Origin of the sequence: Pseudomonas sp. Z8(2022), from assembly GCF_025837155.1 — a bacterium.
Taxonomy (GTDB): Bacteria; Pseudomonadota; Gammaproteobacteria; order Pseudomonadales; family Pseudomonadaceae; genus Aquipseudomonas.
The window spans coordinates 1171623-1197397 of sequence record NZ_CP107549.1; the positions used below are offsets into that span (position 1 = coordinate 1171623).

Here is a 25775-nt window from a genome sequence, read left to right on the forward strand (position 1 = left end):
GAGGGACAGGACGGATATCGGCCCGAACGGATCAGACCAGGTCGAGCTGAACCTTGTGGCTGTGCATCAGGCGCGTGATGGCAGCTGACGGCGCGCTATCGGTGAAGACCCGGTCGACCAGGGAAATCGGCCCCAGACGCACCACCGCGTTGCGCCCGAACTTGCTGGAGTCCACGGCGAGGAAAACCTGCCTGGCATTGTCGATGATCGCCTGGGATACACGCACTTCCTGGTAATCGAAGTCGAGCAGGCTGCCGTCGTCATCGATGCCGCTGATGCCGACGATGGCGTAATCAACCTTGAACTGCTGGATGAAATCCACCGCCGCCTGGCCGACGATGCCGCCATCGCTGCGTACCGTACCGCCGGCCACCAGCACCTCGAAGTCGGCCTTGGCGCTGAGCTGAGCAGCGACGTGCAGGTTGTTGGTGATGATCTTCAGGCCCTTGTGATTCTGCAGTTCGCGGGCGATGGCCTCGGTGGTGGTGCCGATGTTGATGAACAACGAGGCGTGATCAGGGATTTGTGCCGCCACGGCTTCGGCGATGCGCTGCTTCTCCTCACGCATCTGCCCGGCGCGCATGCCGTAGGCCGTGTTTTGAATGCTCGATGATTCACAGGCAGCGCCGCCGTGGGTGCGGCGCAACAGGCCGTGCTCGGCCAGCTGGTTGATGTCGCGGCGTATGGTCTGCGGGGTGACGGCGAACGCCTGGGCCAGTTCGTCGATGCTGACATAGCCGCGTTCGCGGGCGAGATTGAGGATGTCGTGCTGGCGGGGAGCGAGATTCATGAGCGCTTCCTGTGAGGGTTACCCATTATAGGCTGTAGATGCGGAGGATTTCGGCCTGTTAATGTAGGGTATCTTTCACAGCGTTTTCACATTCGAACATGACTCCTGCAATCGATCTGCTGAAGAAGGCCAAGGCCGAACACCGTGTGCACAGTTACCAGCATGACCCCAAGGCGCCGTCCTACGGGTTGGAGGCGGTGGAAAAGCTCGGTCTGGCGCCTGAGCGCGTGTTCAAGACGCTGCTCGCAGCCACCGAGAGGGGTGAACTGCTGGTGGCCGTCGTGCCGGTAGCCGGCAGCCTCGATCTCAAGGCGCTGGCGGCGGCAGCCGGAGCGAAGAAGGCTGATATGGCCGACCCGGCGGCAGCGCAGCGGGCCACCGGCTATCTGGTCGGCGGCATCAGCCCGCTGGGGCAGAAGAAGCGCTTGCGCACCTTTATCGACGACTCGGCGTGCCTGCATCCCACCATTCATGTCAGTGGCGGCCGGCGTGGGCTGGAGCTGGAGCTTTCGGCCGAGACCCTGGCCGAGCATACCAGGGGTGTTTTCGCTGCTATCGGCAAGGCCTGAAACGCGCGATAGGTTGCAAACAAAGTGGGTGATTTTGCGGTCAACAGCAGCGAACGCTGCAATAACAACAAGGAATCTTGCATGTCTCAATACCTGCTGGCCATCGATCAGGGCACTACCAGTTCCCGCGCCATCATCTTCAGTGCCCAGGGTTTGCCGGTCGCGCGTGCTCAGCAAGAATTCAGGCAGTACTTCCCGCAGGATGGCTGGGTCGAACATGACGGCGAGGAGATCTGGTCGTCCACGCTCAAGGTCTGTGGGGAGGCCATCGCCAACAGTGGCCTGTCAGCCGATGAGATCGCCGCCATCGGTATCACCAACCAGCGCGAAACCACGCTGGTCTGGGATGCCGCAACCGGCACGCCCATTCACCCGGCCATCGTCTGGCAGGATCGCCGCACCGCCGATTATTGCGCCGGGCTCAAGGAGCAAGGTCACGAAACGATGGTCGCGGCCAGAACCGGCCTGCTGATCGATCCGTATTTCTCCGCCACCAAGCTGCGCTGGATCCTGCACAACGTGCCTGGCGCGCAGGAGCGTGCGGAGCGCGGTGAGCTGCGTTTCGGTACGGTCGACAGCTTCCTGCTGTGGCGCCTGACCGGTGGCAAGGTGCACCGCACCGATGCCAGCAATGCGTCGCGTACGCTGATGTTCAACATTCACACCCAGCAGTGGGACGAAGAGCTGCTCGAGCTGTTCGGCATTCCTGCCAGCCTGCTGCCAGAGGTGCTCGATTGCGCTGCCGAGTTCGGTCATACCGAACCCGAGCTGCTCGGCACCAGCATTCCGGTGCTGGGCATGGCCGGCGACCAGCAGGCGGCCCTGATCGGCCAGGCCTGTTTCCAGCCGGGCATGGTCAAGAGCACCTATGGCACCGGCTGCTTCATGATCCAGAACACGGGTGAGCAACCGGTTACCTCGAAGAATCGCCTGCTCACCACCGTCGGCTATCGCCTCGACGGCAAGGTGACCTATGCCGTGGAAGGCAGCATCTTCGTTGCCGGCGCCGCGGTGCAGTGGCTGCGCGACGGCATCAAGCTGATCAGCCATGCGCGCGAGAGCGAGGCGCTGGCCGAGGCCACCGGGGAAGCCTGCGGCGTCTACCTGGTGCCGGCCTTCACCGGGCTGGGCGCACCTTACTGGGACCCGAAGGCGCGTGGCGCCATCTTCGGCCTGACCCGCGATACCGGGATCAAGGAGATCGTCACCGCCGGGTTGCAGTCTGTGTGCTACCAGACCCGTGATCTGCTCGAGGCGATGCGTCAGGACGGCGCTGCGGCGCCCAGCGCGTTGCGGGTGGACGGCGGCATGGTGGAGAACAACTGGGTCATGCAGTTTCTCGCCGACATTCTCGGCGTAAGTGTCGAGCGGCCCGAGGTCACCGAGACCACAGCGCTCGGCGTGGCCTATCTGGCAGGCCTGAAACTCGGCTTGTATCGCGACCTCGATGCCATCGCCAGCCACTGGCATCGCCAGCAGCGTTTCGAGCCGCGGATGAACGACGCGCATCGCGAGCGTCTCTACGCCGGTTGGCTGGACGCGGTGAAGCGGGTGCGCAGCGAGCCCTGATGCACCCCTGGCCGTAGGAGCGGCTGGGCGGCATTCCGCTTCAGCCGCGAGGCGCCTCAGGGAATCTGGAAAGCAGCAACTGTATCTGTTGCCGGTTACCTGGCGCAGGCATGCTGGCGTTTCTTGTCTGGCCAGGAACCCATCATGCCACTCGCTTTTCACCAAGTTGACGCCTTTACCGACCAGCCTTTCGCGGGCAATCCCGCCATGGTCTATCGCCTGGATGCCTGGCTGGATGCGGCGCTGATGCAGCGCATCGCCGCCGAGCACAATCTGGCCGAGACGGCCTTCGTGGTAACGGAAGGGGATGCCTGGCATATCCGCTGGTTCACCCCGACCAGCGAAGTGCCGCTGTGTGGCCATGCGACTCTGGCCAGCGCCAAGGTACTGTTTGACCTCTACCACGAAGCGGGCGACGTGCTGCAGTTCACCTGCCGGTCAGGGGCATTGCGGGTGACTCGCCAGGGCGGGCGGCTGGAGCTGGATTTCCCGGTGCGTCCGGTGGAGCCGGTGGCCGCGTCATTGCATGCAGATGTCGAATGCGCGCTGGGCCAGCCTGCGCAGCAGGTACTGGCATTGCTCAACGCCGATGGCAGTGTGCAGGAGTTGATGGTGGTACTGGCATCCGAGGCGCAGGTGCGCAGCTTCGCTCCCGATCTGCCGGCGCTGGCCGCACTGCCGGGCCTGGGCGTGCTGATCACCGGGAAGGGTGAGCGACATGACTTCGTCTCGCGTTATTTCGCGCCTGCCATTGGTATCGATGAGGACCCGGTAACCGGCTCGACTCATTGCATGCTGGTGCCGTACTGGGCCGAGCGCCTGGAACGAATCGAACTCAGCGCTTTTCAGTGCTCGGCGCGGGGCGGTGAGTTGTTCTGTCGCCTTGATGGCGAGCGGGTGAAGATCGCGGGCCACGCACGGCATATCGCCAGTGGCCAGCTGATGCTCTGATCAGTTGCTGCTGATCCGGCGCACGCCGCCGGAATCGCTCAGTTGCAACTGAGCGGCGACACTGCCCAGCGCAGGGAAGGCCACCAGGTGATCTGCGGCAATGCGGATGCCCACTTCGTCGCCTGGCTGGTGGTCGGCATGACTGGGGAAGATCGATTCCAGCTGGCTGCCGGTGGGCAGTTGCAGGCGGTACAGGGTGGCGGCGCCAAGGAAGGTCTTGCCGACGATGCGTGCTTTCAGATCGCTGCCTTCATCGGCAACGATGTCATCCGGGCGCAGCAGGACATCCACCGCGCTGCCTTGTGCCCAGGTGTAGGCGCGGTTGCCGCGGATCACGCCGAGTTCGGTCTGTACCGTATCCGGGCTGAGCAACTGGCCGCGAATGAAATAGCCCTGACCAATGAAGCTGGCGACGAAGGGGGTCAGTGGCTCGTGATAGAGGTTGAAGGGCGTGTCCCATTGCTCCAGGCGGCCATCCTTGAACACGCCGACATGATCACTGACGGCGAAGGCCTCTTCCTGATCGTGGGTAACCAGGATGGCGCTGGTGCCGCGGGTCTTGAGGATGTCGCGCACCTCGTGGCTCAGGCGCCGGCGCAGTTCGCCGTCGAGGTTGGAGAAGGGTTCGTCGAGCAGCAGCAGCTTCGGTTCCGGCGCCAGGGCGCGGGCCAGGGCGACACGCTGTTGCTGGCCGCCGGAAAGCTCGTGCGGGTAGCGCCTGGCCAGGTTGCCGAGCTTGACCAGCTCCAGCAGTTCCCGGGTCACGCGCTCGGCGTTGGCCTGTTTGCGAATGCCGAAGGCGACGTTATCCGCCACGCTGAGGTGAGGGAACAGGGCGTAATCCTGGAACACCATGCCGATGTGGCGTTTCTCTGGTGCCAGGGTGAAGCCGGCGCGGGAGATGATCTCGCCATCGAGTTCGATCTCACCTTCGAGCACCGGCTCGAAACCGGCGATGGCACGCAGCGTGGTGGTCTTGCCGCAGCCGGAAGGGCCTAACAGGCAGCCGATATCGCCGGCGTTGAGGTGCAGGTCGAGATCCTGCACCACCTTGTGGTTGTGGTAGCCGCAGTTCAGCCCGCGGAGCTGCAGCAGGGGCTGGCTCATGCGTGGTGGTACGCCGGCTCGACCAACAGTTCGAGCAGCGCCTTCTGTGCGTGCAGGCGGTTCTCGGCCTGATCCCAGGCAACCGAGCGCGGGTCGTCGAGCATGTCGACGCTGATTTCCTCACCGCGATGCGCCGGCAGGCAGTGCATGAACAGCACGTCCGGTGCCGCGTTATCGAGCAGGGCGGGGGTGACCTGATAAGGACGGAACAGCGCCATGCGCTGCTTGGCCTCGTCTTCCTGGCCCATCGAGGCCCACACGTCGGTGCTCACCAGATGCGCGCCGGCCACGGCTTCGCGCGGGTCGCGCAGTACCTGCACGCGGTTGCCGGCCAGGGCGAGGAAATCTGCGTTCGGCTCGTAACCTTCCGGGCAGGCAACCTTGAGCTGGAAGTCGAACTGGATCGCCGCTTCGATATAGGAGTTGCACATGTTGTTGCCGTCGCCGATCCAGGCCACCGTCTTGCCGGCGATGCTGCCGCGGTGTTCGAGGAAGGTCTGCATGTCGGCCAGCAACTGGCAGGGGTGCAGGTCATCGGACAGGCCGTTGATGACCGGCACTTTCGATTTGGCGGCGAATTCGGTGAGGTTGCTGTGGGCGAAGGTGCGGATCATCACGGCGTCGAGCATGCTCGACATGACGATGGCCGAGTCGCCGATCGGCTCGCCACGACCCAGCTGGGTGTCGCGCGGCGAGAGGAAGATGGCCTGGCCGCCGAGCTGGATCATGCCGGCTTCGAACGACAGGCGGGTGCGGGTCGAGGCTTTCTCGAAGATCATGCCCAACACGCGATTCTTCAGCGGCTCGAACAGCACGCCGCGGTTGCGCAGGTCCTTCAGCTCGATGGCTCGGCGGATCAACCCCACCAGTTCGTCCGGTGTGTAATCCATCATCGAGAGGAAGTGTCTGACGCTCATCGTTAACTACCTTTATCACTACAGTTCGCAAGCCTGTGTCCGGCGACAAAACCGACAAAAACAGCAGAGCTTGCGGCGGGAGGCCGCAGAATGCGACGAAATAGGGGAAGGCGCGATCCTATAAGGAAATGACGAGGTGGCGCAAGTTGGCACCCGCGGGCGCGCAGAATGCCGTTTTGTAAGCCTTTTGCCAATTCGACGTGCGAGCTGTCACAGAATCAAAAATCTGGCTTGCGAAGCTCTAGACCGGGCCTCTAGGATGCCGCCGCCTTTCCCAAGGCAATGTATTGCCCCCGCAATGGGGTCATCCATGGAATATATGTGCAAAGGAGTTTTGCATGAAACACGTAGCCTACGCCGCCGCTTTCTCCGCTCTCGCCCTGCTGACTGGTTGCGCCAGCCAGAACGTTAGCCAGCCGACTCTGCCCCTGGGTGGCAATGTCGACACTAACCTGAAAGCGGACGTCAAGGTTGGCGAATCCATCTCTGGTCAATCTTCGGTGAACATCCTGTTCGGTGTGTTCAAGCTGGGTGGTGACACTCAGTTCGCCGATGGCGTGACCTACGGTGGTGGCGAAGGTGGTTTCGCGCTGGGTCTCGACCCGGTTGCTTCCGCCAAGTCTGCAGCGGCCTACAAGGCGGTCAAAGCCTCGAACGCTGATGTAATTGTCGCCCCGCGTTACGAAGTGAACGTTCAGGACTACTTCGTATACAAGACTGTCAACGTCAACGTTACAGGCAAGAAGGGTACCGTGACCTCCATCCGTTAATCGGATCGTCGCGCGTGAATCGGCTGGCATGATGCCTGCCGATTCATGAGACGAACGCTGCTGGTGTCGTCTCCGGGCTCGGCTCATAGTTCATGACCTGCGACCTGACCGGTCGTCTCGGATCAGAACAAGAGGCCAGGCCATGACCAAGTCCCTCCATTACCGTGCGTGCCATCTGTGCGAAGCCATCTGCGGCCTCGCCATCGAAACCGAAACCCAGGCTGACGGCAGCACGCAGATTCGCTCGATCAAGGGCGATCCCCTGGACAGTTTCAGCCGTGGCCATATCTGCCCCAAGGCGGTGGCGCTGCAGGATATCCAGAATGATCCGGACCGTATTCGCCAGCCCATGCGCCGCATTGGCGAGCAGTGGCAGGCAATCGACTGGGATGAGGCATTCGTGCTGGTGGCCGAGCGCCTGAGCGCGATCCAGGCCGAACACGGGCAGCACGCGGTGGCCATTTATCAGGGCAACCCCAGCGTGCACAACTATGGCCTGATGACCCACAGCAACTACTTTCTTGGCCAGCTGAAAACCCGCAATCGCTTCTCCGCGACTTCGGTCGACCAGTTGCCGCACCATCTGACCAGCCATCTGATGTACGGCCACGGCCTGCTGATCCCGATTCCCGATATCGATCACACCGATTTCATACTGATCCTCGGCGGCAATCCGCTGGCCTCCAATGGCAGCATCATGACTGTGCCGGACGTGGAAAAACGCCTGAAAGCGATCCAGGCCCGAGGGGGCAAGCTGGTGGTGGTCGACCCGCGGCGCAGCGAAACCGCGGCCATTGCCGACCAGCATCTGTTCGTACGGCCGGGCGGGGATGCCGCACTGCTGCTGGCGCTACTGAATACGCTGTTCGAAGAGGGCCTGACCCGTGACAGCCATCTGCCGGTTGAGGGACTGGAGCCGGTGCGCGTGGCGATCGCCGAATTTCATGCCGAGGCGATGAGCGTGCGCTGTGGTGTGCCGGCCGACACCATTCGCCAGTTGGCGCGTGATTTTGCCGCAGCCGACAAGGCGGTCTGCTATGGCCGTATGGGGGTATCCACTCAGGCCTTCGGCACCTTGTGTCAGTGGCTGGTGCAGCTGATCAATCTGGTGACCGGCAATCTGGATCGCGTTGGCGGCGCGCTTTGCACCTCGCCGGCGGTGGACCTGGTGGCGAGCACCTCCGGTGGCCATTTCAACCGCTGGCAGAGCCGGGTGTCCGGCCTGCCGGAATACGGTGGCGAACTGCCGGTCTCGGCGCTGGCCGAAGAGATGCTCACCCCCGGCGAAGGGCAGGTCCGCGCGCTGGTGACAGTGGCCGGCAATCCGGTGCTGTCGACGCCCAACGGACGCCAGCTGGAACGGGCACTGGACGGCCTTGAGTTCATGCTCTCGGTGGATTTCTACATCAACGAGACCACCCGTTACGCCGACCTGATCCTGCCGCCGACCGCGCCGCTGGAGCACGATCATTACGACACCACCTTCAACGTATTTGCGGTGCGCAATGTCACCCGTTTCAACGAGGCTGTGCTGGCCAAGCCGGACGGTGCGCTGCATGACTGGGAAATCTTCGTCGGTCTGGCCAGGGCCTTCGCCGCGCGCAACAACCTCGAGCTGAAACCGACTCTGGCCCCCGAGCAGATGATCGACATGGGCCTGCGCTTCGGCACCTATGGTGACCGCAGCGCGCACAAGCTCAGCCTGGCCAGCTTGCGCGAGCATCCCCATGGGCTTGATCTGGGGCCTCTGCAGCCGAACCTGGCAGCGCGCCTGAAGACCCAGGGCAAGGCAGTGCAGGCGGCGCCCGAGCCGTTGCTGGCGGACCTGCTGCGCTTTGCCGGGCAGGAGCAGCCGGCGGCCCATGAGCTATTGCTGATCGGCCGCCGTCATGTGCGCAGCAACAATTCCTGGATGCACAACTATCACCGTCTGGTGAAGGGCAAACCGCGTCATCAGTTGCTGATGAATCCGGCGGATCTGGCCAGCCGTGGCCTGGCCGACGGGCAGCGCGTGCAGGTGCGTTCGCGCGTCGGCAGCATCGAGGTGGAGGTGACGGCCAGCGATGAGGTGATGGCCGGTGTGGTGAGTCTGCCGCACGGCTGGGGGCATGCGCGTCCGGGCGTGCAGCTGGACATCGCCCGCGCTCAGCCCGGCGCCAGCGCCAATGACCTGACCGATGAGCGCCGCCTCGATGCGCTGTCCGGCAATGCCGCGCTCAATGGCGTGCCGGTGGAGGTGGTGGCTGCGTAACGACCTGCTGCGCGTCGGCCCTGCTTCGTTAAAAACAGGCTCGGAAAGCCGCTTGCGGCTAACGCGCTTTAGCGCGGCCCGAAGGGCGAACGAAGTAAGTACTGCTCATTTACAACTCGTAAGGTCGAGCGCGACTCCGACCGCTCCTCGCCTGTTTTGACCAGCCGGAGGCTGTTACTAAAGTAGCGCCTTGCATGACTCTAGCTCGCGAGGTCGTAAACAGGTCTAGGGATGACGGCAAGGCCGAGCATTATGCTCGGCTTTTCGCTACAATCGCGCCACCGTGGCGACCGTCGGGTCGCGAAGTCTATGCTGAGGTGCCCCATGGATATCATCGAAACCATCAAAGAGCAGATCGCCAACAACACCGTTCTGCTGTACATGAAAGGCTCGCCCAACGCCCCGCAGTGTGGCTTCTCTGCCCGTGCTGCCCAGGTGGTGATGGGCTGCGGCGAGAAGTTTGCCTACGTCGACATCCTGCAGAACCCGGAAATCCGCGCCAACCTGCCGAAGTACGCCAACTGGCCGACCTTCCCGCAGCTGTGGGTCGCTGGCGAGCTGGTCGGTGGCAGTGACATCCTCACCGAGATGTACGAGAAGGGCGAACTGCAGACCCTGATCAAGGATGCCGTGAGCAAAGCCAGCGCCTGATTGCTTCTCGCAAAAAAGAACCCGCCTAGGCGGGTTCTTTGGTTTCTGCAGCAGGCTTTCTACTTCTGCAGCCACTGGCCATTCAGCTGGATGAACTGGCCCTTGGGCGTACGCTCGATGGCCTTCTTGCCGGCGATGGCTTCCACGTCGCTCAGGCTGATGCCGTTGTCCTTGGCCACCTTCTGGTATTCGGCGCGACGCGCCTCGTTGATCAGGCGGGCGATCTCGTCGGCCTGGCCGCCGGGCTTGACCACACCGAGATAGCCGTTGGGCTGCTCGCCCAGCTGGCCGCTGGCCTTGGCATTGCCCAGAGCACTCATGGCCTGGTTGAGGTTCAGGGCGTAGGCCGGCAGGCTCAGGGTCAGCGCCAGGAGCAGGGTCGAAATATATCGGGTCATCATGTTTCTCCTTAGAACAGGCCGCTGTCTTCGTTGAAGACATTGTCCAGCGCCTTGTCCACCTTGATGTAGATCTCGTGTTCGACCTTGACGTTGAGGTTGATGTTGATCGGCTCGTTGGGCATGGCCAGCTGTACCGTCGGGGTACAGGCCTGGCACAGCAGTCCCAGGCTCAGGGCTGCGAGGAGGCGGTACGTGCGCATGACGCTACTCCTTTGATTCCGGGGGGACACGCTGGCGCATCCGTTGCTGAATCCGTTGCTGGATGATGTCACTGACCTTGTCGGTCAGCTGCAGGCTAGCCAGCAGGGTCGGAATGTCTTCTTCGAGGTTGATGTTGAAGTGAATCGGGCGGCCCTGTTCGATGGCCGGGTTCTGTCCCTGTAAACGCATACCGAGGCGCAGTGTGCCGGACGGATCGTAGTCGAGGCTACTGCTGAGCACATCGTAGTGGAAGTCTTCCAGCGCATCGGTGACCAGCTTCATAGCCGGGTTGGCCTGACCCATGGCGCGGATGCGCGGCGAATGAAAGCGCAGGCGGCCGCCGGGGGCGCGTGCTTCGATCAGCCCCTGTTCGACGCTGATCGTCTCGCCCAGGCGCAGCGGCAGGGTTCCGTCGATCAGACCGTCGCCTTCCAGCCCTTCGGCCGGATAGACGCGAAACAGTTCCTGCAGATCCAGGCCGCTGAGTTTCAGTGGCAGCAACAGGCTGGGGCGATCCAGCGTCCAGGTCGCAGGCTCCAGATGCAGACGGCCGCCGAGGATACCCAGTTCGGCGCGCTGATGGCTGAGGCTGCCGGCCAGCGGATGCTGCAGACTGGCCTGGTAGCTGGCCTGTAGTTGCAGCGGGCCGAGCTCGATACCGGGGTCGATCTGTTTGGCGCTGAGGTTCGGCAGCTGCAGCGTCAGGCGGTCGCCCGCCAGTCGCAGCTGCAACTCGCCATCCACGCCGCTCAGCGTGCTGCGGTCGTAGATGCCGGCCAGTCCCTTGCCACTGAGCTGCGCCCGCAGTTGCAGGGGCTTGTCGCCGGGCAGCTCGAATCTGGCATTGCCCTGAAGGCGGCCGTTGTCCAGCGTCAACAGCGGCGGCCAGCTGGCCAGGGTTTGCGCCAGCGGATTGCCGGCGCGCAGGAAGAGTTCATCGAGCGTGGCGTTCAGTGCCAGCACATCGGCGGTGTTGGTCAGGCTAAGAGCCAGGCTCAGGCCCGAATCAGCCAGTAGGGTTCCACCGAACTTCTGGCTAGCGCTGTCTGCCTCCATCCGACCCTGCCACTGCCAGCCCTGAGCCTGCAGTTGCGGGTGGTTCAGGGTCTGCACGCGCAGCGTCAGAGGACCGGACAGCGTCGGCGCATGCGGTGCTCCGGCCAGGTCGAGGCCGGCGAGGGACAGCCGCGCCTGCTGCAGATCCAGATCGGCACCGCGCAGGCGCTGGATTTCCAGGCGGGAGTTGGCGGCGAGCGCGAGTTGCAGCCGTTGCGCCGTGGCATTGCCGGACAGGTCGAGATTGAGGTGCAGATCATCGGCTCGATTGTTGTCCAGGTCCACGCGCCTGCTGCGGGCATCGAGCTGCAACTGGCGCACTTCCAGTGCCCAGTCTCGCGCTTGTTGCAGGCCAAGCTCGGCGTTTGCCTGTACTTCGAGTGCCCCTTCTCCGGTGAGCTTCAGTTGCAGGGCCAGTTCGTTATCCGCATGGCGTTCCAGCGGCTGCAGTTGCAGCTGCAGACGGCCTGGCTGTAAACCTCTTGGCAATGCGGTCAGCCAGGGCGCCTCCTGGATATCGAGTTGCAGGTTGCCGTGCAGCTTGCGCGCTTGCCACAGACCGTTGGTGTTGAGCAGGTCGAGCTGCAGCTCACCGCTGAGCAGACCGAGGCCTGGCATTGGCCAGGGTTGCGGCAGCTGGGCGTCGACTCTCAGCCATCCCGGCGCAGCCAGCAGTTCGCCGAGCTGGCGGGCGGTTTGCGGCACCTGCAGTTGCCAGCGGGCGATGACGCCGGCTTGCTGCGGTGTCGCGGGCAGGTTGGCGGTGTCGAGTGACGTCCATTCGCTCAGCCAGGTGGCGACCCAGGTAATTTCCTGTAGCGCTGCGATCAGAAGGTTGCCGTTCCATTGCAGTGCATCGCCCTGAGCGGCCAGGTCGCTGCGCAGCTCCATCTGCTTTTGTTCGTCGAGGTGCAGGGTCATCTGCAGCTCGCGCGGGCTGTCCAGGGCGCCGTCGAGGCCCTGCCAGTGGGCCTGCAGAACTGCGCTGTGGTTTTCACGCAGCAGTCGCACATTTAGTTGCAAGGCATCGTCCAGCCGCAGCAGCTCGACTTCGCCATCGAGTGTGCAACGACCTTTGCTGCAAGGCAGCTGCGCCCGGATATCGCGCAGTTCGATTTGCCCCGGAAGCCAGTGCAGGGCATTGAGCACCGTTTGCAGGCTGGCACCCAGGTCGCTGTCGGCCGGGCTCTCCGCTTCTGTATCTTCCGGCCGCCAGTCCATCCGCACGCCTTGTGCAGTCAGGCGGTAGTGGGGGGCTTCGCTGGCCAGCCATTGCAGCTGCAACTGGCCGGCCTGGACGTGCAGTTCACCCTGGTGACGCTGCACCAGGCTTGCTTCGTGCAGCAGCAGGCCACGCCAGGTAAGGCTGATATCCTGCCAGTCCAGTTCGACATGCTGCTCGTCGAGCGCCCGCTGCAGGCGATAGCCGGCGTAGCCGGCCAGTAGCGCCAGCACCGCCAGAATCGCTACGCAGAGGCTCAGCCAGAAACGCCGGCGGCTCATGGGTTCTCCTTGCCGGATGCCGTTGCGGGACGGTACCCCAAGCACCGCAGAGTGCCAAGTCGATGCGTGGCGTTGTGTGCGCCAGCGGGGCGGGCCTGCATCGTTATCCTCTGCGAGATGCGGAGGGCGGCAATTGCCGCCATTGGCGATTGGCCGTTTGGATGCCCCGAAACAGAGCGCTGCGCGGATATGTCGCAGCGAGTTGTGCACAATGCTGAAGCAGGCTGTCACATCACTGTCAGAAACGCCGCTAAACGCTTGATTTTTCGTGGATGATTTTTAAGTCAATGAAAAATATGCATTTTTTTCATTGGTGAAAAAATCGACAGTTTGTCTGAGAGCCCCTGAATATCGGGCCTGGCACCTCTTTCGCCCAAGTTGTTCACGGAGTTATCCACAGCTTCTGTGGATTGTGGCGGAACTCTTCTCTGAAGCGGAAATCGGGCTGCGAGGCAAGACTTTACCTTCGGGAAAAAAGGAGTACAGTGGCGCGCCCCGGCAGCCACCCCCCGTTATTTATGCCTCGCGCTTTACCTCCTGCATCCACCGCAACCCGTTCCAGTTCTGCCCGCCTGCCCATGCGCGTTGCGCTATGGTTGCTCGACAGCCCGCGTCTGGGACAAACGCCCAGCGTCAAGCGCATCGCCGGCAACCTGCTCAAGCAGCCTGCGCGCAGAGGATGTGTGCAGGCGCAAAGTCGCCTGGGACAGTTGCTCTGCCGCGACTGCGACAATACCCGCGACCGCCGTATCGGTTATGAACTGCTGCGTCAGGCTGCGCGTGCCGGCGACCGCGGTGCTCAGCTGGAGCTGGAGCGCCTTTCGCGCTGAGTAGTCGAGCTGGCCCCTTGTGAATCGCCGGCTGGGTATACTGCTCGGCGGTCCAACATGGAGTGTCTATGCCAATCGATCCCCTCTCTCTTGCCATTGGTGCCGCCGTTGCGCTGGTTCCGCTGTTGGCCGCGCTCTGGTCACTGCAGCGCAGGCTGACCCGTGAGCAGGGCGAGCAGGCGCTGCTGCAGGAGCGCCTGGAGCATGCCCATCTGAGCCAGGCTGGTCTGCTGGCACAACTCGATGCCTGCCGCTCCGAGCTGGCCGAGATCAGCGAGATCAAGGTGGACCAGCAGACCGAGCTGGCCGGCCTGCGTCGTGAGAACGAACTGCTGCAGCAGGAACGGCAGATCGCCCGCGAGGCCGCGCAATCCTGGAACCAGCAGCGCGAGCGCAATGAAGCCGAACTGCGTCGTCTGACCGCAGAGTGCGCGGCCTTGGCGGCCGAGCTGCAGGAAAACCGCGACAACCAGCAGCAGCGCCTCGATGACCTGCAGGGCGCGCGCAACGAGCTGCGTGCGCAGTTCTCCGAGCTGGCGACGAAGATCTTCGACGAGCGTGAGCAGCGCTTCGCCGAAACCAGCCAGCAGCGCCTCGGTCAGTTGCTCGACCCGCTGAAGGAGCGCATCCAGGCGTTCGAGAAACGTGTTGACGAAAGTTATCAGCAAGAGGCGCGCGAGCGCTTTTCCCTGAGCAAGGAGCTGGAGCGTCTGCAGCAGCTCAACCAGCGCCTGGGTGACGAGGCGACCAGCCTGACCCAAGCGCTCAAGGGCCAGAAGACCCAGGGCAACTGGGGCGAGCTGGTGCTGGAGCGCGTGCTGGAGCACGCCGGCCTGGAGAAGGGGCGTGAGTACCAGACCCAGGTCAGCCTCAAGGGCGCCGGCGGCGAGCGCTTTCAGCCGGACGTGCTGATCCGCCTGCCCGGTGACAGGCAGGTGATCGTCGATGCCAAGGTCAGCCTGAGCGCCTATCAGCAGTATGTATCGACGGCGGAGGAGCCGATTCGACAGCAGGCGCTCAAGCAACATCTGATTTCGCTGCGCAGCCACCTCAAGGGCTTGTCCGGCAAGGACTACCAGCGCCTTGAGGGGCTGCACAGCCTGGATTTCGTCCTGCTCTTCGTGCCGATCGAGGCGGCTTTCGCAGCGGCGCTGCAGGCCGAACCGGACCTGTTCCAGGAAGCCTTCGAACAACAGGTGGTGATTGTCAGCCCGACTACCTTGCTGGCGACCCTGAGAGTGATCGACAGTCTGTGGCGCCAGGAGCGTCAGGGCCAGAATGCGCGCGAGATTGCCGAGCGCGCCGGCCAGCTGTACGACAAGTTCGTTGCCTTCGTCGCCGATCTGGACGAGATGGGCAGTCGCCTGCAGCAACTGGACAAGGCTTACGCCAGCGCGCGCAACAAGCTGGTCGATGGCCGCGGCAACCTCGTCGGCCGTGTGGAAAATCTCAAGCTGCTGGGCGCGCGGGCGAGCAAGAGCCTGCCGGGCGAACTGCTCGACCGCTCTGCAGATCTGCCGGCACTGGACGAACTGGGAGAGTGACTGGCCTCTGCCCGCTGTCGCAGCGGAGCTGGTCAAACGGGCCGACTGATGTCGGCCGTCTGTTTGGGTAGTCGCGCAGTGGGCCGTGGCTGCCGTCCTGGGCGTCGGGCGGTGAAGGGCAGGCGCCTGTCCCTAACCGCGCAGGACCAGATGACGGCTGAGCAGGGCGCGTAGCGCAGCCGGCTTGACCGGCTTGGGCAGGTAGTCGAGGCCGGCAGCATGCACTTCGGCGACCAGCTCCGGACGCCCGTCGGCGCTGATCACCACGCCGGGCACGGGCTCGCCCAGACGGGTGCGTAACCAGGCCATCAGTTCGGTGCCGGTCTCGCCCTCGTCGAGGTGGTAGTCCACCAGCGCCAGCTGCGGATGCACATCCTCGCTGAGCAGATGCTCGCACTCCAGGCGGTTGCGCGCTGTCCATACCTGGCAGCCCCAACGCGAGAGCAGGCTGTACATGCCGGTCAGGATGCTGTCCTCGTTGTCGATGCAGATCACCTGAGTGCCTTGCAGCGGCTGGCCATCGACCGCCGATACGACCGGGCTTTGTGCCTTCGGCGCCGGTTTTCTCGCCAACGGAACACTGACGCTGAACACGCTGCCCTTGCCCGGCCAGGAGCGCACTTCCAGGCGATGGCCGAGCACGCGGCACAGCCCGTCCGCAATCGCCAGGCCCAGCCCCAGGCCCTTCTCGGCACGGGTCTGGTGGCTGTCCAGGCGTTTGAACTCCTCGAAGATCACCTTGCGCTTGTCCTCGGGAATACCCATGCCGCGGTCCCAGACTTCCAGGCGCAACTGTCCGCCTTCGCGGCGTACGCCCAGCACCACGCGGCCCTTGGCGTAGCGGAAGGCGTTGGTCAGGAAGTTCTGCAAGATCCGCCGCAGCAGCTTGATGTCGCTGTCGATCAATTGCCGGCTGCCGTGCACGCGCAGGTCGATGCCCTGTTCGGCAGCCAGCACGCCGAATTCGGCGGCGAGGGTATCGAGCAGGCTGGACAGGGCGAAGGGGTGGCGATCCGGGGTGATCCGCCCGTTCTCCAGGCGCGAGATATCCAGCAGGTCGGTAATCAGGTCTTCGGCCGAACGCAGCGAGCTGTCCAGATGCCTGACCAGTTCCTGGGCTTCGCTGGGCAGGGCGTCGTCCTGGTGGGCCAGTGCCGCGGAGAACAGGCGTGCGGCGTTGAGCGGTTGCATCAGGTCGTGGCTGACCGCAGCGAGGAAGCGCGTTTTCGACTGGTTGGCGGCCTCGGCGTGGGCCTTGGCTTCGGTCAGCGCCTGGTTCAGCTTGGACAACTCCTGGGTCCGTTCGGCGACTCGCTGCTCCAGACTCTCGTTGGCGTCCTTGAGGGCACGCTCGGCTTCGCGGAACTCGGTGATGTCGGTGAAGCTCATGACGAAGCCGCCGCCCGGCATGGGATTGCCGATCAGCTCGATCACCCGGCCATTGGGGAATACCCGCTCATAGGTGTGGGCAGTGCCCTGGCGCATCCAGTACAGGCGCTTGGCGACGTTCTCTTCGACATCGCCGCCACCGAGCATGCCGCGTTCGGCGTTGAAGCGGATGATTTCGGCAATCGGCCGGCCAACGTAGATCAGGCCTTCAGGGTAGTCGAACAATTCCAGGTAGCGGTGGTTCCAGGCCACCAGGCGCAGCTCGCGATCGACCACGCTGATGCCCTGGGTGATGTTCTCGATGGCGCCTTGCAGGAGGGCGCGGTTGAACTGCAGCACTTCGCTGGCTTCGCCGACGATGCGCACCACGTCCTCGACCTGCATTTCGCGCCCTTCGATGGCCGCCTTGACCACCGCACGGGTGGAGGAGGCGCCCAGCACACCGGCGAGCAGCCGCTCGGTGTGGGCGATCCAGTCACTGTTGGCATGCTGGTTGGGATCGAAGTCGCGGCCCTTGCCCTGGCGCAGGGCAAAACGCAGGAAGCTCTTGCGCGCCCGCTCTTCACCGACGAAGCGACTCGACAGCATGATCAGGTCCTCGACCTGTACCGCCAGCAGGCTGCGACTGCTGGGTTTGGTGCCCAGGTCGTTGCCGATGAAGCGGCCGGCCTGCCAGTGCTCGGACACCCGAGTGCGCGAGAACCAGGACACCCAGGCGAACAGCAGGAAGTTGCCCGCCAGCGACAGCAGCACGCCGCGGGTCAGCGGGTCGACCTGCACGCCGATGGGGGCGTAGAGCAGGGTGGTCAGGCCGGGGAAGCTTTCCAGCGACCAGCCCATGCCCCGTGCTACCAGCGGCAGCACCAGAGTGTAGAACCACAATACCGAGCCGAGGATCAGTCCGGCGAACACGCCGCGGCGGTTGGCCTGTTTCCATACCAGCGCACCGAACATGGCTGGCGCCAGCTGGCCGATGGCGGCGAACGAGACCTGGCCGATGGTCGCCAGGCTGGCACCTTCGCCGAGCAGGCGATAGCAGACGTAGGCCAGCAGCAGAATCAGTACGATGCTGACCCGGCGGGCGGTGAGCATCCAGTGGCGAAATGCCTCGAACGGCCGCTCGGTACTCTGCCGGCGCAGCAGCCAGGGCAGTAGCATGTCGTTGGAAATCATGGTCGACAGCGCCACCGAGGCGACGATCACCATGCCGGTGGCCGCCGAGGCGCCGCCGATGAAGGCTAGTACCGCAAGCCCCGGGTGTGCCTCGGCCAGCGGCAGGCTGATAACGAAGGAGTCCGGTGTCACGCCGGCCGGCAACATCATCTGGCCGGCCAGGGCGATGGGCACGACGAACAGTACGGCCAGCACCAGATAGGCCGGGAATACCCAGCGAGCCAGGCGCAGGTCCTTGGGCTCGATGTTTTCCACCACGGTGACGTGGAACTGCCGTGGCAGGCAGACAATGGCGATCATGGCCATGCCGGTCTGTACCAGCATCGCCGGCCAGTTCACCGCTTCGTTCCAGAAGTCGTCCAGCTCGACGGTGTCGTGCGCCTGCTGCAGCAGGTCGTTGAAGCCGTTGTACAGGCCGAAGGTGACGAAGGCACCGACGGCGAGAAAGGCGAGCAGCTTGACCAGCGATTCGAAGGCAATCGCCAGCACCATGCCGCGGTGGTGCTCGGTGACATCGAGGTTGCGCGTGCCGAACAGAATGGTGAACAGCGCCAGCGCCAGCGATACGATCAGGGCGGTGTCCTGGGCACTGGTGCCGGTGTCCTGAGCCTGTGCGCCTATCAGTAGGTTGACCCCGAGCACGATGCCCTTGAGCTGCAGGGCGATGTAGGGCAGTACGCCGACCAGGCAGATCAGCGCGACGACGACGGCCAGCGACTGCGACTTGCCGTAGCGCGCGGCGATGAAGTCGGCGATGGAGGTGATGTTTTCCTGTTTGCTGATCATCACCATCTTCTGCAGCACCCATGGCATGGTCAGCAGCAGGATGATCGGACCGAGGTAGATCGGCAGGAACGACCACAGTTGTTCGGCAGCCTGGCCGACCGCGCCGAAGAAGGTCCAGCTGGTGCAATAAACGGCCAGAGACAGTGAATATACCCAGGCGCGGATCTTCGGCGGCATGGGCGCGCTGCGGCGGTCGCCATAGAAGGCGATGGCGAAAAGGATGGCCATGTAGATCAGGGCGACCGCGGCGATCAACCCGGGGGACAGCGACATGCAGACTCCGAAACGCAGAGGAACTAGATGAGCCTGGCCGCCGGGGCGAGGCTGATATCGATCAGTGTTGCACAAAGCCGCGGACTGTCGGCTGCGACCAAGGTCGCAGGGATGACGACAGGCTTTGCGACAGGGCTGGATTGTGCCGCAACGTCGGGCCTGATAGCGTGGGCCGTTTGTGAGCATGCCAAGGAAGGATTCCGAGGAAGTACCTATGTTCAAGCCGCAGCTGGTGACCTTGCAACGTGGCGCTTTGCGCCTGGAACCGCTTTCCGATGCGGATATTCCGGCACTGGTGGCATTGGCCGAGTCCAATCGCGAAGAGCTGTTGTACATGAGCGGCACCCAGCGTCTGGACTGGTATCGCAGTGCCCTGACCGATCTGCGCGAGCAACGCGCGTTGCCGTTCGTCATTCGTCTGGGCGACGAGCTGGTGGGCACCACGCGCTTCGCCGATTTCATGCATACCCTGCCGGCCTGTGAAATCGGCTGGACCTGGATCGACCGCAATCAGCATGGCAGCGGCCTGAATACCACCATCAAGTACCTGATGCTCAAGCATGCCTTCGACAACTGGGGCATGGTCCGGGTGCAGTTGAAAACGGCGGCCAGCAACCTGCGCTCGCAACGCGCCATCGAAAAGCTGGGTGCCGTGCGTGAGGGGCGGTTGCGCAATCACCGCCGGCTGGCCGATGGCCGCCTCGACGATACCGTGCTGTACAGCATCACCGATCTGGAGTGGCCGGCGCTGCGAGAGGCGATGGAGGCGGGCTTCGTCGCCTGAGCTGCATGCAAGCCCGCGAGCAGACCCGCTTCTGGCAGGCATCCGCGTTGAGCGGAGTCGAGCTGTTGCAGGCTCGCTACCTCGAACAACGCTTCGCGCCTCATGTCCATGAGGGCTTCGTCTTCACCGTGATCGAGCACGGTGCGCAGCGTTTTCACCACCGTGGCAGCGACCACCTGGCGCCACAGGGCAGCATGGTGCTGATCAACCCGGACGAAGTGCACACCGGTTCCAAGGCGCACGAGGATGGCTGGCGTTATCGCGGCTTCTATCCGGGTAATGATCAGGTGCTGGGGGCGCTGCAGGAGCTGGGGCTGGCCAAGACGGGCATGCCGTCGTTTTCCTTCAGCGTGCTGCATGATCCGCAGTTGCACAGCGCCTTCCTGCAACTGCATCGCCTGCTCGACGGCGGCGCCGAAGCACTGCAGCAGCAACTGGCCTGGCGCGAGGCGATTCTGCTGCTGTTCCAGCGTCACGCCAGGCTTGCCGAGCCAGCTGCGCCCGGACGTGAGCCCTGGGCCGTAGCCTGTGCCAAGCAGATGCTCGCCGACCGCCTGATCGAGCCGCCGTCCCTCGAAGAGCTGGCGGCTGCGGTCAACCTTTCACCTTTCCACTTCGCCCGGGTGTTTCGCCGTGCGACCGGTCTGCCGCCGCACGCATGGCTCAAACAGCGTCGTCTGGAACAGGCGCGGGCGTTGCTCAAGACTGGCTGCACGGCGGTCACCGTGGCGACGCAGCTGGGTTTTGCCGACCAGAGCCACCTGTCACGACAGTTCAAGCAGGTCTATGGCGTCAGCCCTGGCGAATATCGTAGCGCCGTGGCACGGATTGTGGCTGAGGGCGCGCCTCTTGGCGAACGGTGACAGTCAGCATAAAAAAGCCGGCGCTCCTTGCGGAGGCGCCGGCTTTTCAACCCGCTGTCCGATCAGAATTCGTGATCGGCGGTGTCCGGGTTCAGGTCGCTGATGCCCAGCTTGCCTGCTGCCTGCTCGATGGCGCCGGTCTGCTTGACCAGGGCTGCGATGGCGTCACGAACCAGTTGCTGGCCTTCGGCGTTGTCCGCTGCGATCAGCTGGTCGAAGTGCACGTTGTTCTTCTCGGCGCTGTCGACCAGGGCCTGCAGTTTGGCTTCGGTTTCCTGGAGGTCAGCCTTGAGCGTGGCATCGGCCTGGGCGTCGGCCTTGGCGACCAGCTCGGACAGGCTCGGGCCGGTCAGGGTGGTGCCGTCGGCTTTCTTGTATTCGCCCAGGTAAACGTTGCGAATGCCTTTACCGTTGTAGAAGTGCGAGTTGTGGGTGTTGTCGCTGAAGCAATCGTGCTCGTCTTCGGTGGAGTTGGCTTCCAGCGCCACTTTCATGCGCTCGCCAGCCAGTTCGCCGAGGGACAGGCTGCCCATGCCGAACAGCATCTTGCGCAGGCCGTTCTCGGCGGAGTCGGCGACCAGCTCGCTGCGGTAGTTGCCTTCCACGCCGTCTTTCCACTGTTCGACCATTTCATCCAGATCGCTGACCAGCAGGTCGGTGGCGGCTTTCAGGTAAGTGCGACGACGCTCGTTGTGACCACCGGTGGCGCCTTCGCCGACCAGATAGTCGGTGTAGGGGCGCTCGCCGGCGCCAGGGTTGGTGCCGTTCAGGTCCTGGCCCCAGAGGAGGAATTCGATGGCGTGGTAGCCAGTGGCGACGTTGGCTTCGGAACCGCCCAGTTCGTTCAGGCTGGCCAGCAGCTCGCCGGTGATCTCGCTGACATCGATCTTGTCTTCACCGACCTGAATCTCGGTGTTGGCGATGATGTTGGCCTGCGCGCCCGGGTTGCCCAGCGCGTGCTGGTAATCGTCGGCGACATAGTCGATCAGGCCTTCGTCCAGCGGCCAGGCATTGAGCTGGCCTTCCCACTCGTCGACTACCGGGTTACCGAAGCGGAACACTTCGGTCTGCATGTACGGCACGCGCGCGGCCAGCCAGGCTTCACGGGCGGCTTTCAGGGTCGCTTCGCTCGGATCGGCGAGCAGCGCATCGACTGCAGCCTGCAGTGCCTTGCCGGTGCTCGCGGCGTCGCTGAACACGGCCAGGGCGAGATCGGCGTAATGATTGACCACGGCCTTCGCCGCTGCCTCGTCGACCTTAGCCGCGGTGGCTGGAGCCGCGCTCTCGGTGGCGGCGGCAGGCGCTGCAGCCTGGGTGGCAGGGGCTTTGTCTTCGCCGCAGCCAGCGAGAGAAATGGCGATGGCCAGCAGGCTGGCGGAGGCCAGGGGCATACGAATCATGGCGGAGTCCTTTGCATGTACGAATGTGGACGGTACGCAGGGGTACCTGAAAAACCGCAACATAATGCAAATGTTTCGCATTATGTGTAAAGGCCATTATTCATCCTTGTGCAGGATATCGCTGCCCAAGGCCATCGCTGCCGCTAGAATGCCAGCACCTGATACGCAGTTCTGCATGGAGAAAACTGCATGAGCCTGACCGCCGTGATCGTTATCGTCGTCCTCGCCCTGCTCGGCGTCTACGCGGTGTCCCTCTACAACGGCCTGGTGCGCCTCAAGCATGGAGTGAGCAAGGCCTGGTCGAACATCGACGTGCTGCTCAAGCAGCGTCATGACGAATTGCCCAAGCTGGTGGAAACCTGCAAGCAATACATGCAGTACGAAGGCTCGACTCTGGAGCGGGTCATCGCCGCACGTAGCGCTGTGGCCAGCGCCCGCGAGCAGCATGACGTCGGTGCCCTGGGCAAGGCCGAGAGTGGTTTGCGCGCCGGCCTTGGCCAGTTGTTTGCGCTGGCCGAGAACTACCCCGAGCTGAAGGCCAACGACAGCTTCCAGCACCTGCAGCAGCGCATCAGCGGGCTGGAAAACGGCATCGCCGACCGCCGCGAGCTGTACAACGAAGCGGTCAACCTCAATAACGTGCGTATCGAGCAGTTCCCGGATGTGATCATTGCGCGCATGTTCAACTTCCCGGCTGCCGAACTGCTGGTGTTCAGCGACGCGGAAATGGCCGATGTGGATATGAAGTCGCTGTTCAAATGAGCTTCTGCCGATGATGCAGGCGGACCCCTTCGGCTTCTTCTTCACCCTGACGATTACCCTCTGCGCCTGCCTTGGCGGTGCCTGGTGGTGCCTGCGGCGCTGGTCGCAGGCGCGTCATTTGCTCGACACGCCGACTTCGAAGATTCGTTCTGCGGCACAGGGCTACGTCGAACTCTACGGGGTGCTTGAAGCGTTGCCGGACATGCAGATTCGCGGGCCGCTGACCGGCAAGCCATGCCTGTGGTGGCGCTTTCGTATCGAGGAGTACCGCTCCAGCGGCAAGAAGCGCAGCTGGCGGGTGATCGAGAGTGGCGCCAGTGACGCCTGGCTGCGCCTGGTCGATGGTACCGGTGAGTGCCTGATCGACCCGCGGGGTGCCGAGATCAAGGCTGCAGTGCGCGAGGTGTGGGAGGGCAATCTGCGCCACCCGCTGGGCCCGGCCAAGACCGGCCTGTTCGGCTTTCTCACCAGTGGTCAGCGTTATCGCTACAGCGAAGAGCGCTTTCACGTTGGCCAGCCACTCTATGCCATTGGCGACTTTCGTACCCTGGGCGCGGCGCAGCAGGGGTTCGACAGGCACGCTGCTCAGGGCGAGGTGATCCGTGAGTGGAAGGGGGACTACGCGGGGCTGCTGCGGCGCTTCGACAGCGACGGCAACGGTGAACTCGACGAACAGGAATGGAACCGCGTACGTCTGGCGGCGCAGCTGGAGGCCGAGGACCGGCACCGGCAGAAGGCCTACGAGCCTGCGCGGCACCAGATGGGCAAGCCTGGAGAGCGCCAGCCGTTCATCCTCTCCAACAGCGGAGAGGATGAACTGGCACGCAACTTCTACTGGCAGGCCGCTGGTGGCGCCGTGCTGTGTCTGGCCGGGGCATTGGCCACGGCCTGGTTGCTGGGTGTGCAGCACTGGTGAGGTGTTGGCCTTCGGCACACACAAACAAAAACGCCGCGATTCGTCGCGGCGTTTTTGTTTGCGCAGGTCAGAGTGTCGCAGCTGAGCTCAGGCGCCTTGCCTGCTTGAGGAACAGGGTCAGCTCACGCGCTGGCAGCGGCTTGCTGTACAGGTAGCCCTGACCCTCGTGGCAGCCCTGGGCAATGATGTAGGCCTCCTGTTCGGCGGTTTCCACGCCCTCGGCGATGACCTGCATGCCCAGACTCTTGCCCAACTGGATGATGGCGCGAACGATGGTCGCGTCGTCCTCGTCTTCGAGCAGGTCCTGCACGAAGCTCTTGTCGATCTTGATCTTGTCCAGCGGCAGGCTCTTCAGATAGCTCAGCGAGGAATAGCCGGTACCGAAGTCGTCGATGGCGATCAGCGCACCGGAGCGGCGCAGGCTGAGCAGGTGCTGGGCGGCGGTGCTGATGTCTTCCATCAGGCCGGTTTCAGTGACTTCCAGTTCCAGGCTCTTGGGCGGTAGGCGGTAGACCTGCATCAGGTTGTTGACTACGCGTGGCAGCTCGGAGTGGTGCAGCTGTACGGTGGACAGGTTGATGGCCATGCGCAGGTCGCTGAAGCCCTGGTCATGCCATTCGCGCAACTGGCGGCAGGTTTGGTCGAGAATCCATTCACCGATGGGGATGATGGTGCCGTTCTGCTCGGCCAGCGGGATGAACAGGTCCGGTGCGACGAAGCCATGTTGCGGGTGCTGCCAGCGCAGCAGCGCTTCGACGCCGACTACGCGGTGGTCGCGATAATCCACCTGCGGCTGGTAGACCAGATGTAGCTGGTTCTGCGCCAGGGCGTCACGCAGGTCTTTCTCCAGCTCACGGCGGCGGCGCATCTCGCTGTCGACGCTGGCGATGTAGAACTGGTAGCGGTTGCGCGAGCGACTCTTGGCCAGGGTCATGGTCTGTTCGGCTTTTTGCAGCAGCTTCTCGGTGCTGTCGCCGTCTTCCGGGAACAGGGTGATGCCGATGGTGGCGCGCAGGCGCACTTCATGCTGGTCGAGCAGGAAGGGCAGTTCCAGGTCGTCGAGCACGCTCTGCGCCAGTTCGGCAGCTTCATAAGGCTGTTCGATGTCGGCCTGAACCAGAGCGAACTGGTCGCCGCCCAGGCGGGCCAGCGCCCCCAGGCGACCGCTGTGGCTACGTAGGCGGTCGGAAAGAGCCAGCAGCAGCTGGTCGCCGCTCTGGTAGCTGAACTGCTCGTTGATACCCTTGAAGTCGTCGAGGCCGACGCAGAGTACGGCGACGCGGCGCTGCAGGCGGCCTGCATCTTCGAGAATCTGGTCGAGCTGCTGCTGCAGTTGCTGGCGGTTGGGCAGGCCGGTAAGAAAGTCGTACTGGGCCATGCGCAGCAGGCTGTTCTCGGCTTCACGACGCAGGTGGGTGTTGCGTTCGATGGAGGCCAGCAACTGATTGGCGGTGTTGATCCACAGACCCAGCTCGTTCTTCTCGTTGCCCTTGAGCATGGGCAGCTTGTGTTCGCTGGGGCGGTCCGGATTGATGTTGGTGAGATGCTCGATGATCTTCGACAGCGGTTTGGTCAGCAGCCAGTGGTAGACCAGATAGAGCACCAGGCCCATGGCCATGGCACGCAGCACGCCCGATATGAAGATGATGACCGAGTTGGTGACGAAGCTTTCGCCGTAGGGCGCTGTGTCCAGCGTGATATTGAGGTCGCCGTAGTATTCGCTGTAAGGACCGCGACCGACCAGTTTGGTAGAGAACTGCTGTTCCTGACCGAGAATCGGGTCGGTCAGCCAGCGCGTGGGCATCTGTGCCAGGTCGCGTGTGCGTTCGGCGAGCATCGGCTCATTGGGGTGACCGATGGACGCATAGCGCACCGACTCGTGCTGGAACAGACCCTCGATCACCTGCATGCCCATTTCCCGATCCAGGCTGTACACCGCCTGAGTCGAAGGATCGCGGAACATGCCGAGAATGCGGTGAGCGTCGTTGGCCACGGCCTGTCGGGTCTTGTAAGCGTCGAAGACGATTTGCGCACAACTCAGAACCACCCCGACAACGAGTGCGGAGAGCAGCACCACGCGGAGCAACTTGAGTGACAAGCTGTTCTTCAATTCCAGCTTCAAAGGCAATTCCTTATGTCGGTGCTTACGGCGTCAGCCAGACAAGAGTATTGGCAATCTAGTTCTGGCCGTCAAAGGGCCATCATGCCAAGTGGCACTATTTGTCCTACAAGAATCGTTCCCGATGCGAGTACGTGCAGGATGCCGAGCCACTGTTCTGTGTCGGTGCGATCGCGCCGGACTTGAGTGCCTTTGGTCCT

At 63.4% G+C, this 25775-nt stretch carries 21 protein-coding genes; 12 read left to right on the top strand and 9 right to left on the bottom strand.

The genetic code is table 11. The annotated features are described in order from the left end of the window. Positions 1-31: 31 nt before the first annotated feature. Entirely contained in the window at positions 32-790 is a 759-nt protein-coding gene (locus OEG79_RS05575; RefSeq protein ID WP_264147807.1) for a DeoR/GlpR family DNA-binding transcription regulator, read from the bottom strand. A 98-nt stretch (positions 791-888) separates the two neighbouring features. On the opposite strand from OEG79_RS05575, the gene ybaK reads away from it, so the two are divergent. The 3 genes from ybaK to OEG79_RS05590 all read left to right on the top strand — a co-directional run bounded on the left by ybaK (position 889) and on the right by OEG79_RS05590 (position 3879). After that, positions 889-1359: a Cys-tRNA(Pro) deacylase gene (gene ybaK, locus OEG79_RS05580; protein WP_264147808.1), complete on the top strand. Its 471-nt coding sequence runs from the start codon at positions 889-891 to the stop codon at positions 1357-1359. A gap of 81 nt (positions 1360-1440) precedes the next feature. Then, positions 1441-2928, top strand: coding sequence for a glycerol kinase GlpK (gene glpK / locus OEG79_RS05585; protein ID WP_264147809.1), 1488 nt, complete (start codon positions 1441-1443; stop codon positions 2926-2928). A gap of 144 nt (positions 2929-3072) precedes the next feature. Further along, entirely contained in the window at positions 3073-3879 is an 807-nt protein-coding gene (locus OEG79_RS05590; RefSeq protein WP_264147810.1) for a PhzF family phenazine biosynthesis protein, read from the top strand. Here the strand turns inward: OEG79_RS05590 and OEG79_RS05595 are convergent, their stop codons facing one another. Together OEG79_RS05595 and argF are read right to left on the bottom strand one after the other, a co-directional pair. Continuing rightward, complete coding sequence (locus OEG79_RS05595) at positions 3880-4986, bottom strand: ABC transporter ATP-binding protein (RefSeq protein ID WP_264147811.1); 1107 nt, start codon at positions 4984-4986, stop codon at positions 3880-3882. It lies immediately after the preceding gene. Next, positions 4983-5903, bottom strand: coding sequence for an ornithine carbamoyltransferase (argF, locus tag OEG79_RS05600; RefSeq protein ID WP_264147812.1), 921 nt, complete (start codon positions 5901-5903; stop codon positions 4983-4985). The genes OEG79_RS05595 and argF overlap by 4 nt, the downstream gene beginning before the upstream one ends. Before the next feature lie 338 nt (positions 5904-6241). Between argF and OEG79_RS05605 the strand changes: the two genes are divergently transcribed. The 3 genes from OEG79_RS05605 to grxD all read left to right on the top strand — a co-directional run bounded on the left by OEG79_RS05605 (position 6242) and on the right by grxD (position 9575). Continuing rightward, positions 6242-6673 carry a hypothetical protein gene (locus OEG79_RS05605; protein ID WP_264147813.1) on the top strand — a complete coding sequence of 144 codons (432 nt, stop codon included), beginning with the start codon at positions 6242-6244 and terminating at the stop codon, positions 6671-6673. Between the two features lie 142 nt (positions 6674-6815). After that, positions 6816-8924, top strand: a complete 2109-nt coding sequence (locus OEG79_RS05610; protein WP_264147814.1) for a molybdopterin oxidoreductase family protein — start codon at positions 6816-6818, stop codon at positions 8922-8924. Between the two features lie 324 nt (positions 8925-9248). After that, complete coding sequence (gene grxD / locus OEG79_RS05615) at positions 9249-9575, top strand: Grx4 family monothiol glutaredoxin (RefSeq protein ID WP_264147815.1); 327 nt, start codon at positions 9249-9251, stop codon at positions 9573-9575. A 59-nt stretch (positions 9576-9634) separates the two neighbouring features. Here the strand turns inward: grxD and OEG79_RS05620 are convergent, their stop codons facing one another. The 3 genes from OEG79_RS05620 to OEG79_RS05630 are packed head-to-tail and all read right to left on the bottom strand — an operon-like array spanning position 9635 to position 12736. Beyond that, positions 9635-9973, bottom strand: coding sequence for a YdbL family protein (locus tag OEG79_RS05620; RefSeq protein WP_264147816.1), 339 nt, complete (start codon positions 9971-9973; stop codon positions 9635-9637). 11 nt (positions 9974-9984) lie between these two features. Continuing rightward, the gene (locus OEG79_RS05625) at positions 9985-10176 is read right to left on the bottom strand and encodes a YnbE family lipoprotein (RefSeq protein ID WP_013716754.1); all 192 of its coding nucleotides are present in this window, start codon (positions 10174-10176) and stop codon (positions 9985-9987) included. A 4-nt stretch (positions 10177-10180) separates the two neighbouring features. After that, positions 10181-12736, bottom strand: coding sequence for a YdbH domain-containing protein (locus OEG79_RS05630; RefSeq protein ID WP_264147817.1), 2556 nt, complete (start codon positions 12734-12736; stop codon positions 10181-10183). Between the two features lie 578 nt (positions 12737-13314). Here OEG79_RS05630 and OEG79_RS05635 point away from each other — a divergent pair. Together OEG79_RS05635 and rmuC are read left to right on the top strand one after the other, a co-directional pair. Further along, positions 13315-13566: a sel1 repeat family protein gene (locus OEG79_RS05635; protein ID WP_264147818.1), complete on the top strand. Its 252-nt coding sequence runs from the start codon at positions 13315-13317 to the stop codon at positions 13564-13566. 182 nt (positions 13567-13748) lie between these two features. After that, the gene (gene rmuC / locus OEG79_RS05640; protein WP_264148679.1) at positions 13749-15110 is read left to right on the top strand and encodes a DNA recombination protein RmuC; all 1362 of its coding nucleotides are present in this window, start codon (positions 13749-13751) and stop codon (positions 15108-15110) included. A 132-nt stretch (positions 15111-15242) separates the two neighbouring features. Here rmuC and OEG79_RS05645 read toward each other — a convergent pair whose 3' ends face one another. Continuing rightward, on the bottom strand, positions 15243-18731 hold the full coding sequence (locus tag OEG79_RS05645; RefSeq protein ID WP_264147819.1) for a PAS domain-containing hybrid sensor histidine kinase/response regulator: 3489 nt from the start codon (positions 18729-18731) through the stop codon (positions 15243-15245). A gap of 214 nt (positions 18732-18945) precedes the next feature. Between OEG79_RS05645 and OEG79_RS05650 the strand changes: the two genes are divergently transcribed. After that, positions 18946-19515: a GNAT family N-acetyltransferase gene (locus tag OEG79_RS05650; RefSeq protein ID WP_264147820.1), complete on the top strand. Its 570-nt coding sequence runs from the start codon at positions 18946-18948 to the stop codon at positions 19513-19515. Positions 19516-19520: 5 nt separating this feature from the next. After that, positions 19521-20378 carry a helix-turn-helix transcriptional regulator gene (locus OEG79_RS05655; RefSeq protein ID WP_264147821.1) on the top strand — a complete coding sequence of 286 codons (858 nt, stop codon included), beginning with the start codon at positions 19521-19523 and terminating at the stop codon, positions 20376-20378. 62 nt (positions 20379-20440) lie between these two features. On the opposite strand, the gene OEG79_RS05660 is transcribed toward OEG79_RS05655, so the two are convergent. Beyond that, a complete protein-coding gene (locus OEG79_RS05660) occupies positions 20441-21778 on the bottom strand; it encodes an imelysin family protein (RefSeq protein ID WP_013716745.1) in 1338 nt (445 codons plus the stop codon). A 189-nt stretch (positions 21779-21967) separates the two neighbouring features. Here OEG79_RS05660 and OEG79_RS05665 point away from each other — a divergent pair, with 189 nt between their 5' ends. Both OEG79_RS05665 and OEG79_RS05670 read left to right on the top strand, forming a co-directional pair. Continuing rightward, on the top strand, positions 21968-22540 hold the full coding sequence (locus OEG79_RS05665) for a LemA family protein (RefSeq protein WP_264147822.1): 573 nt from the start codon (positions 21968-21970) through the stop codon (positions 22538-22540). 10 nt (positions 22541-22550) lie between these two features. Continuing rightward, on the top strand, positions 22551-23456 hold the full coding sequence (locus tag OEG79_RS05670) for an E3 ubiquitin ligase family protein (protein WP_264147823.1): 906 nt from the start codon (positions 22551-22553) through the stop codon (positions 23454-23456). 67 nt (positions 23457-23523) lie between these two features. On the opposite strand, the gene OEG79_RS05675 is transcribed toward OEG79_RS05670, so the two are convergent. Continuing rightward, positions 23524-25578: a putative bifunctional diguanylate cyclase/phosphodiesterase gene (locus OEG79_RS05675; RefSeq protein ID WP_264147824.1), complete on the bottom strand. Its 2055-nt coding sequence runs from the start codon at positions 25576-25578 to the stop codon at positions 23524-23526. Between the last annotated feature and the right edge of the window lie 197 nt (positions 25579-25775).

What these genes read in the sequence shown, in the direction of transcription:
- OEG79_RS05575 (WP_264147807.1), bottom strand. Translation starts at nt 790, where the DNA reads ATGAATCTCGCTCCCCGCCAGCACGACATCCTCAATCTCGCCCGCGAA.
- ybaK (WP_264147808.1), top strand. Translation starts at nt 889, where the DNA reads ATGACTCCTGCAATCGATCTGCTGAAGAAGGCCAAGGCCGAACACCGT.
- glpK (WP_264147809.1), top strand. Translation starts at nt 1,441, where the DNA reads ATGTCTCAATACCTGCTGGCCATCGATCAGGGCACTACCAGTTCCCGC.
- OEG79_RS05590 (WP_264147810.1), top strand. Translation starts at nt 3,073, where the DNA reads ATGCCACTCGCTTTTCACCAAGTTGACGCCTTTACCGACCAGCCTTTC.
- OEG79_RS05595 (WP_264147811.1), bottom strand. Translation starts at nt 4,986, where the DNA reads ATGAGCCAGCCCCTGCTGCAGCTCCGCGGGCTGAACTGCGGCTACCAC.
- argF (WP_264147812.1), bottom strand. Translation starts at nt 5,903, where the DNA reads ATGAGCGTCAGACACTTCCTCTCGATGATGGATTACACACCGGACGAA.
- OEG79_RS05605 (WP_264147813.1), top strand. Translation starts at nt 6,242, where the DNA reads ATGAAACACGTAGCCTACGCCGCCGCTTTCTCCGCTCTCGCCCTGCTG.
- OEG79_RS05610 (WP_264147814.1), top strand. Translation starts at nt 6,816, where the DNA reads ATGACCAAGTCCCTCCATTACCGTGCGTGCCATCTGTGCGAAGCCATC.
- grxD (WP_264147815.1), top strand. Translation starts at nt 9,249, where the DNA reads ATGGATATCATCGAAACCATCAAAGAGCAGATCGCCAACAACACCGTT.
- OEG79_RS05620 (WP_264147816.1), bottom strand. Translation starts at nt 9,973, where the DNA reads ATGACCCGATATATTTCGACCCTGCTCCTGGCGCTGACCCTGAGCCTG.
- OEG79_RS05625 (WP_013716754.1), bottom strand. Translation starts at nt 10,176, where the DNA reads ATGCGCACGTACCGCCTCCTCGCAGCCCTGAGCCTGGGACTGCTGTGC.
- OEG79_RS05630 (WP_264147817.1), bottom strand. Translation starts at nt 12,736, where the DNA reads ATGAGCCGCCGGCGTTTCTGGCTGAGCCTCTGCGTAGCGATTCTGGCG.
- OEG79_RS05635 (WP_264147818.1), top strand. Translation starts at nt 13,315, where the DNA reads ATGCGCGTTGCGCTATGGTTGCTCGACAGCCCGCGTCTGGGACAAACG.
- OEG79_RS05645 (WP_264147819.1), bottom strand. Translation starts at nt 18,731, where the DNA reads ATGTCGCTGTCCCCCGGGTTGATCGCCGCGGTCGCCCTGATCTACATG.
- OEG79_RS05650 (WP_264147820.1), top strand. Translation starts at nt 18,946, where the DNA reads ATGTTCAAGCCGCAGCTGGTGACCTTGCAACGTGGCGCTTTGCGCCTG.
- OEG79_RS05655 (WP_264147821.1), top strand. Translation starts at nt 19,521, where the DNA reads ATGCAAGCCCGCGAGCAGACCCGCTTCTGGCAGGCATCCGCGTTGAGC.
- OEG79_RS05660 (WP_013716745.1), bottom strand. Translation starts at nt 21,778, where the DNA reads ATGATTCGTATGCCCCTGGCCTCCGCCAGCCTGCTGGCCATCGCCATT.
- OEG79_RS05665 (WP_264147822.1), top strand. Translation starts at nt 21,968, where the DNA reads ATGAGCCTGACCGCCGTGATCGTTATCGTCGTCCTCGCCCTGCTCGGC.
- OEG79_RS05670 (WP_264147823.1), top strand. Translation starts at nt 22,551, where the DNA reads ATGATGCAGGCGGACCCCTTCGGCTTCTTCTTCACCCTGACGATTACC.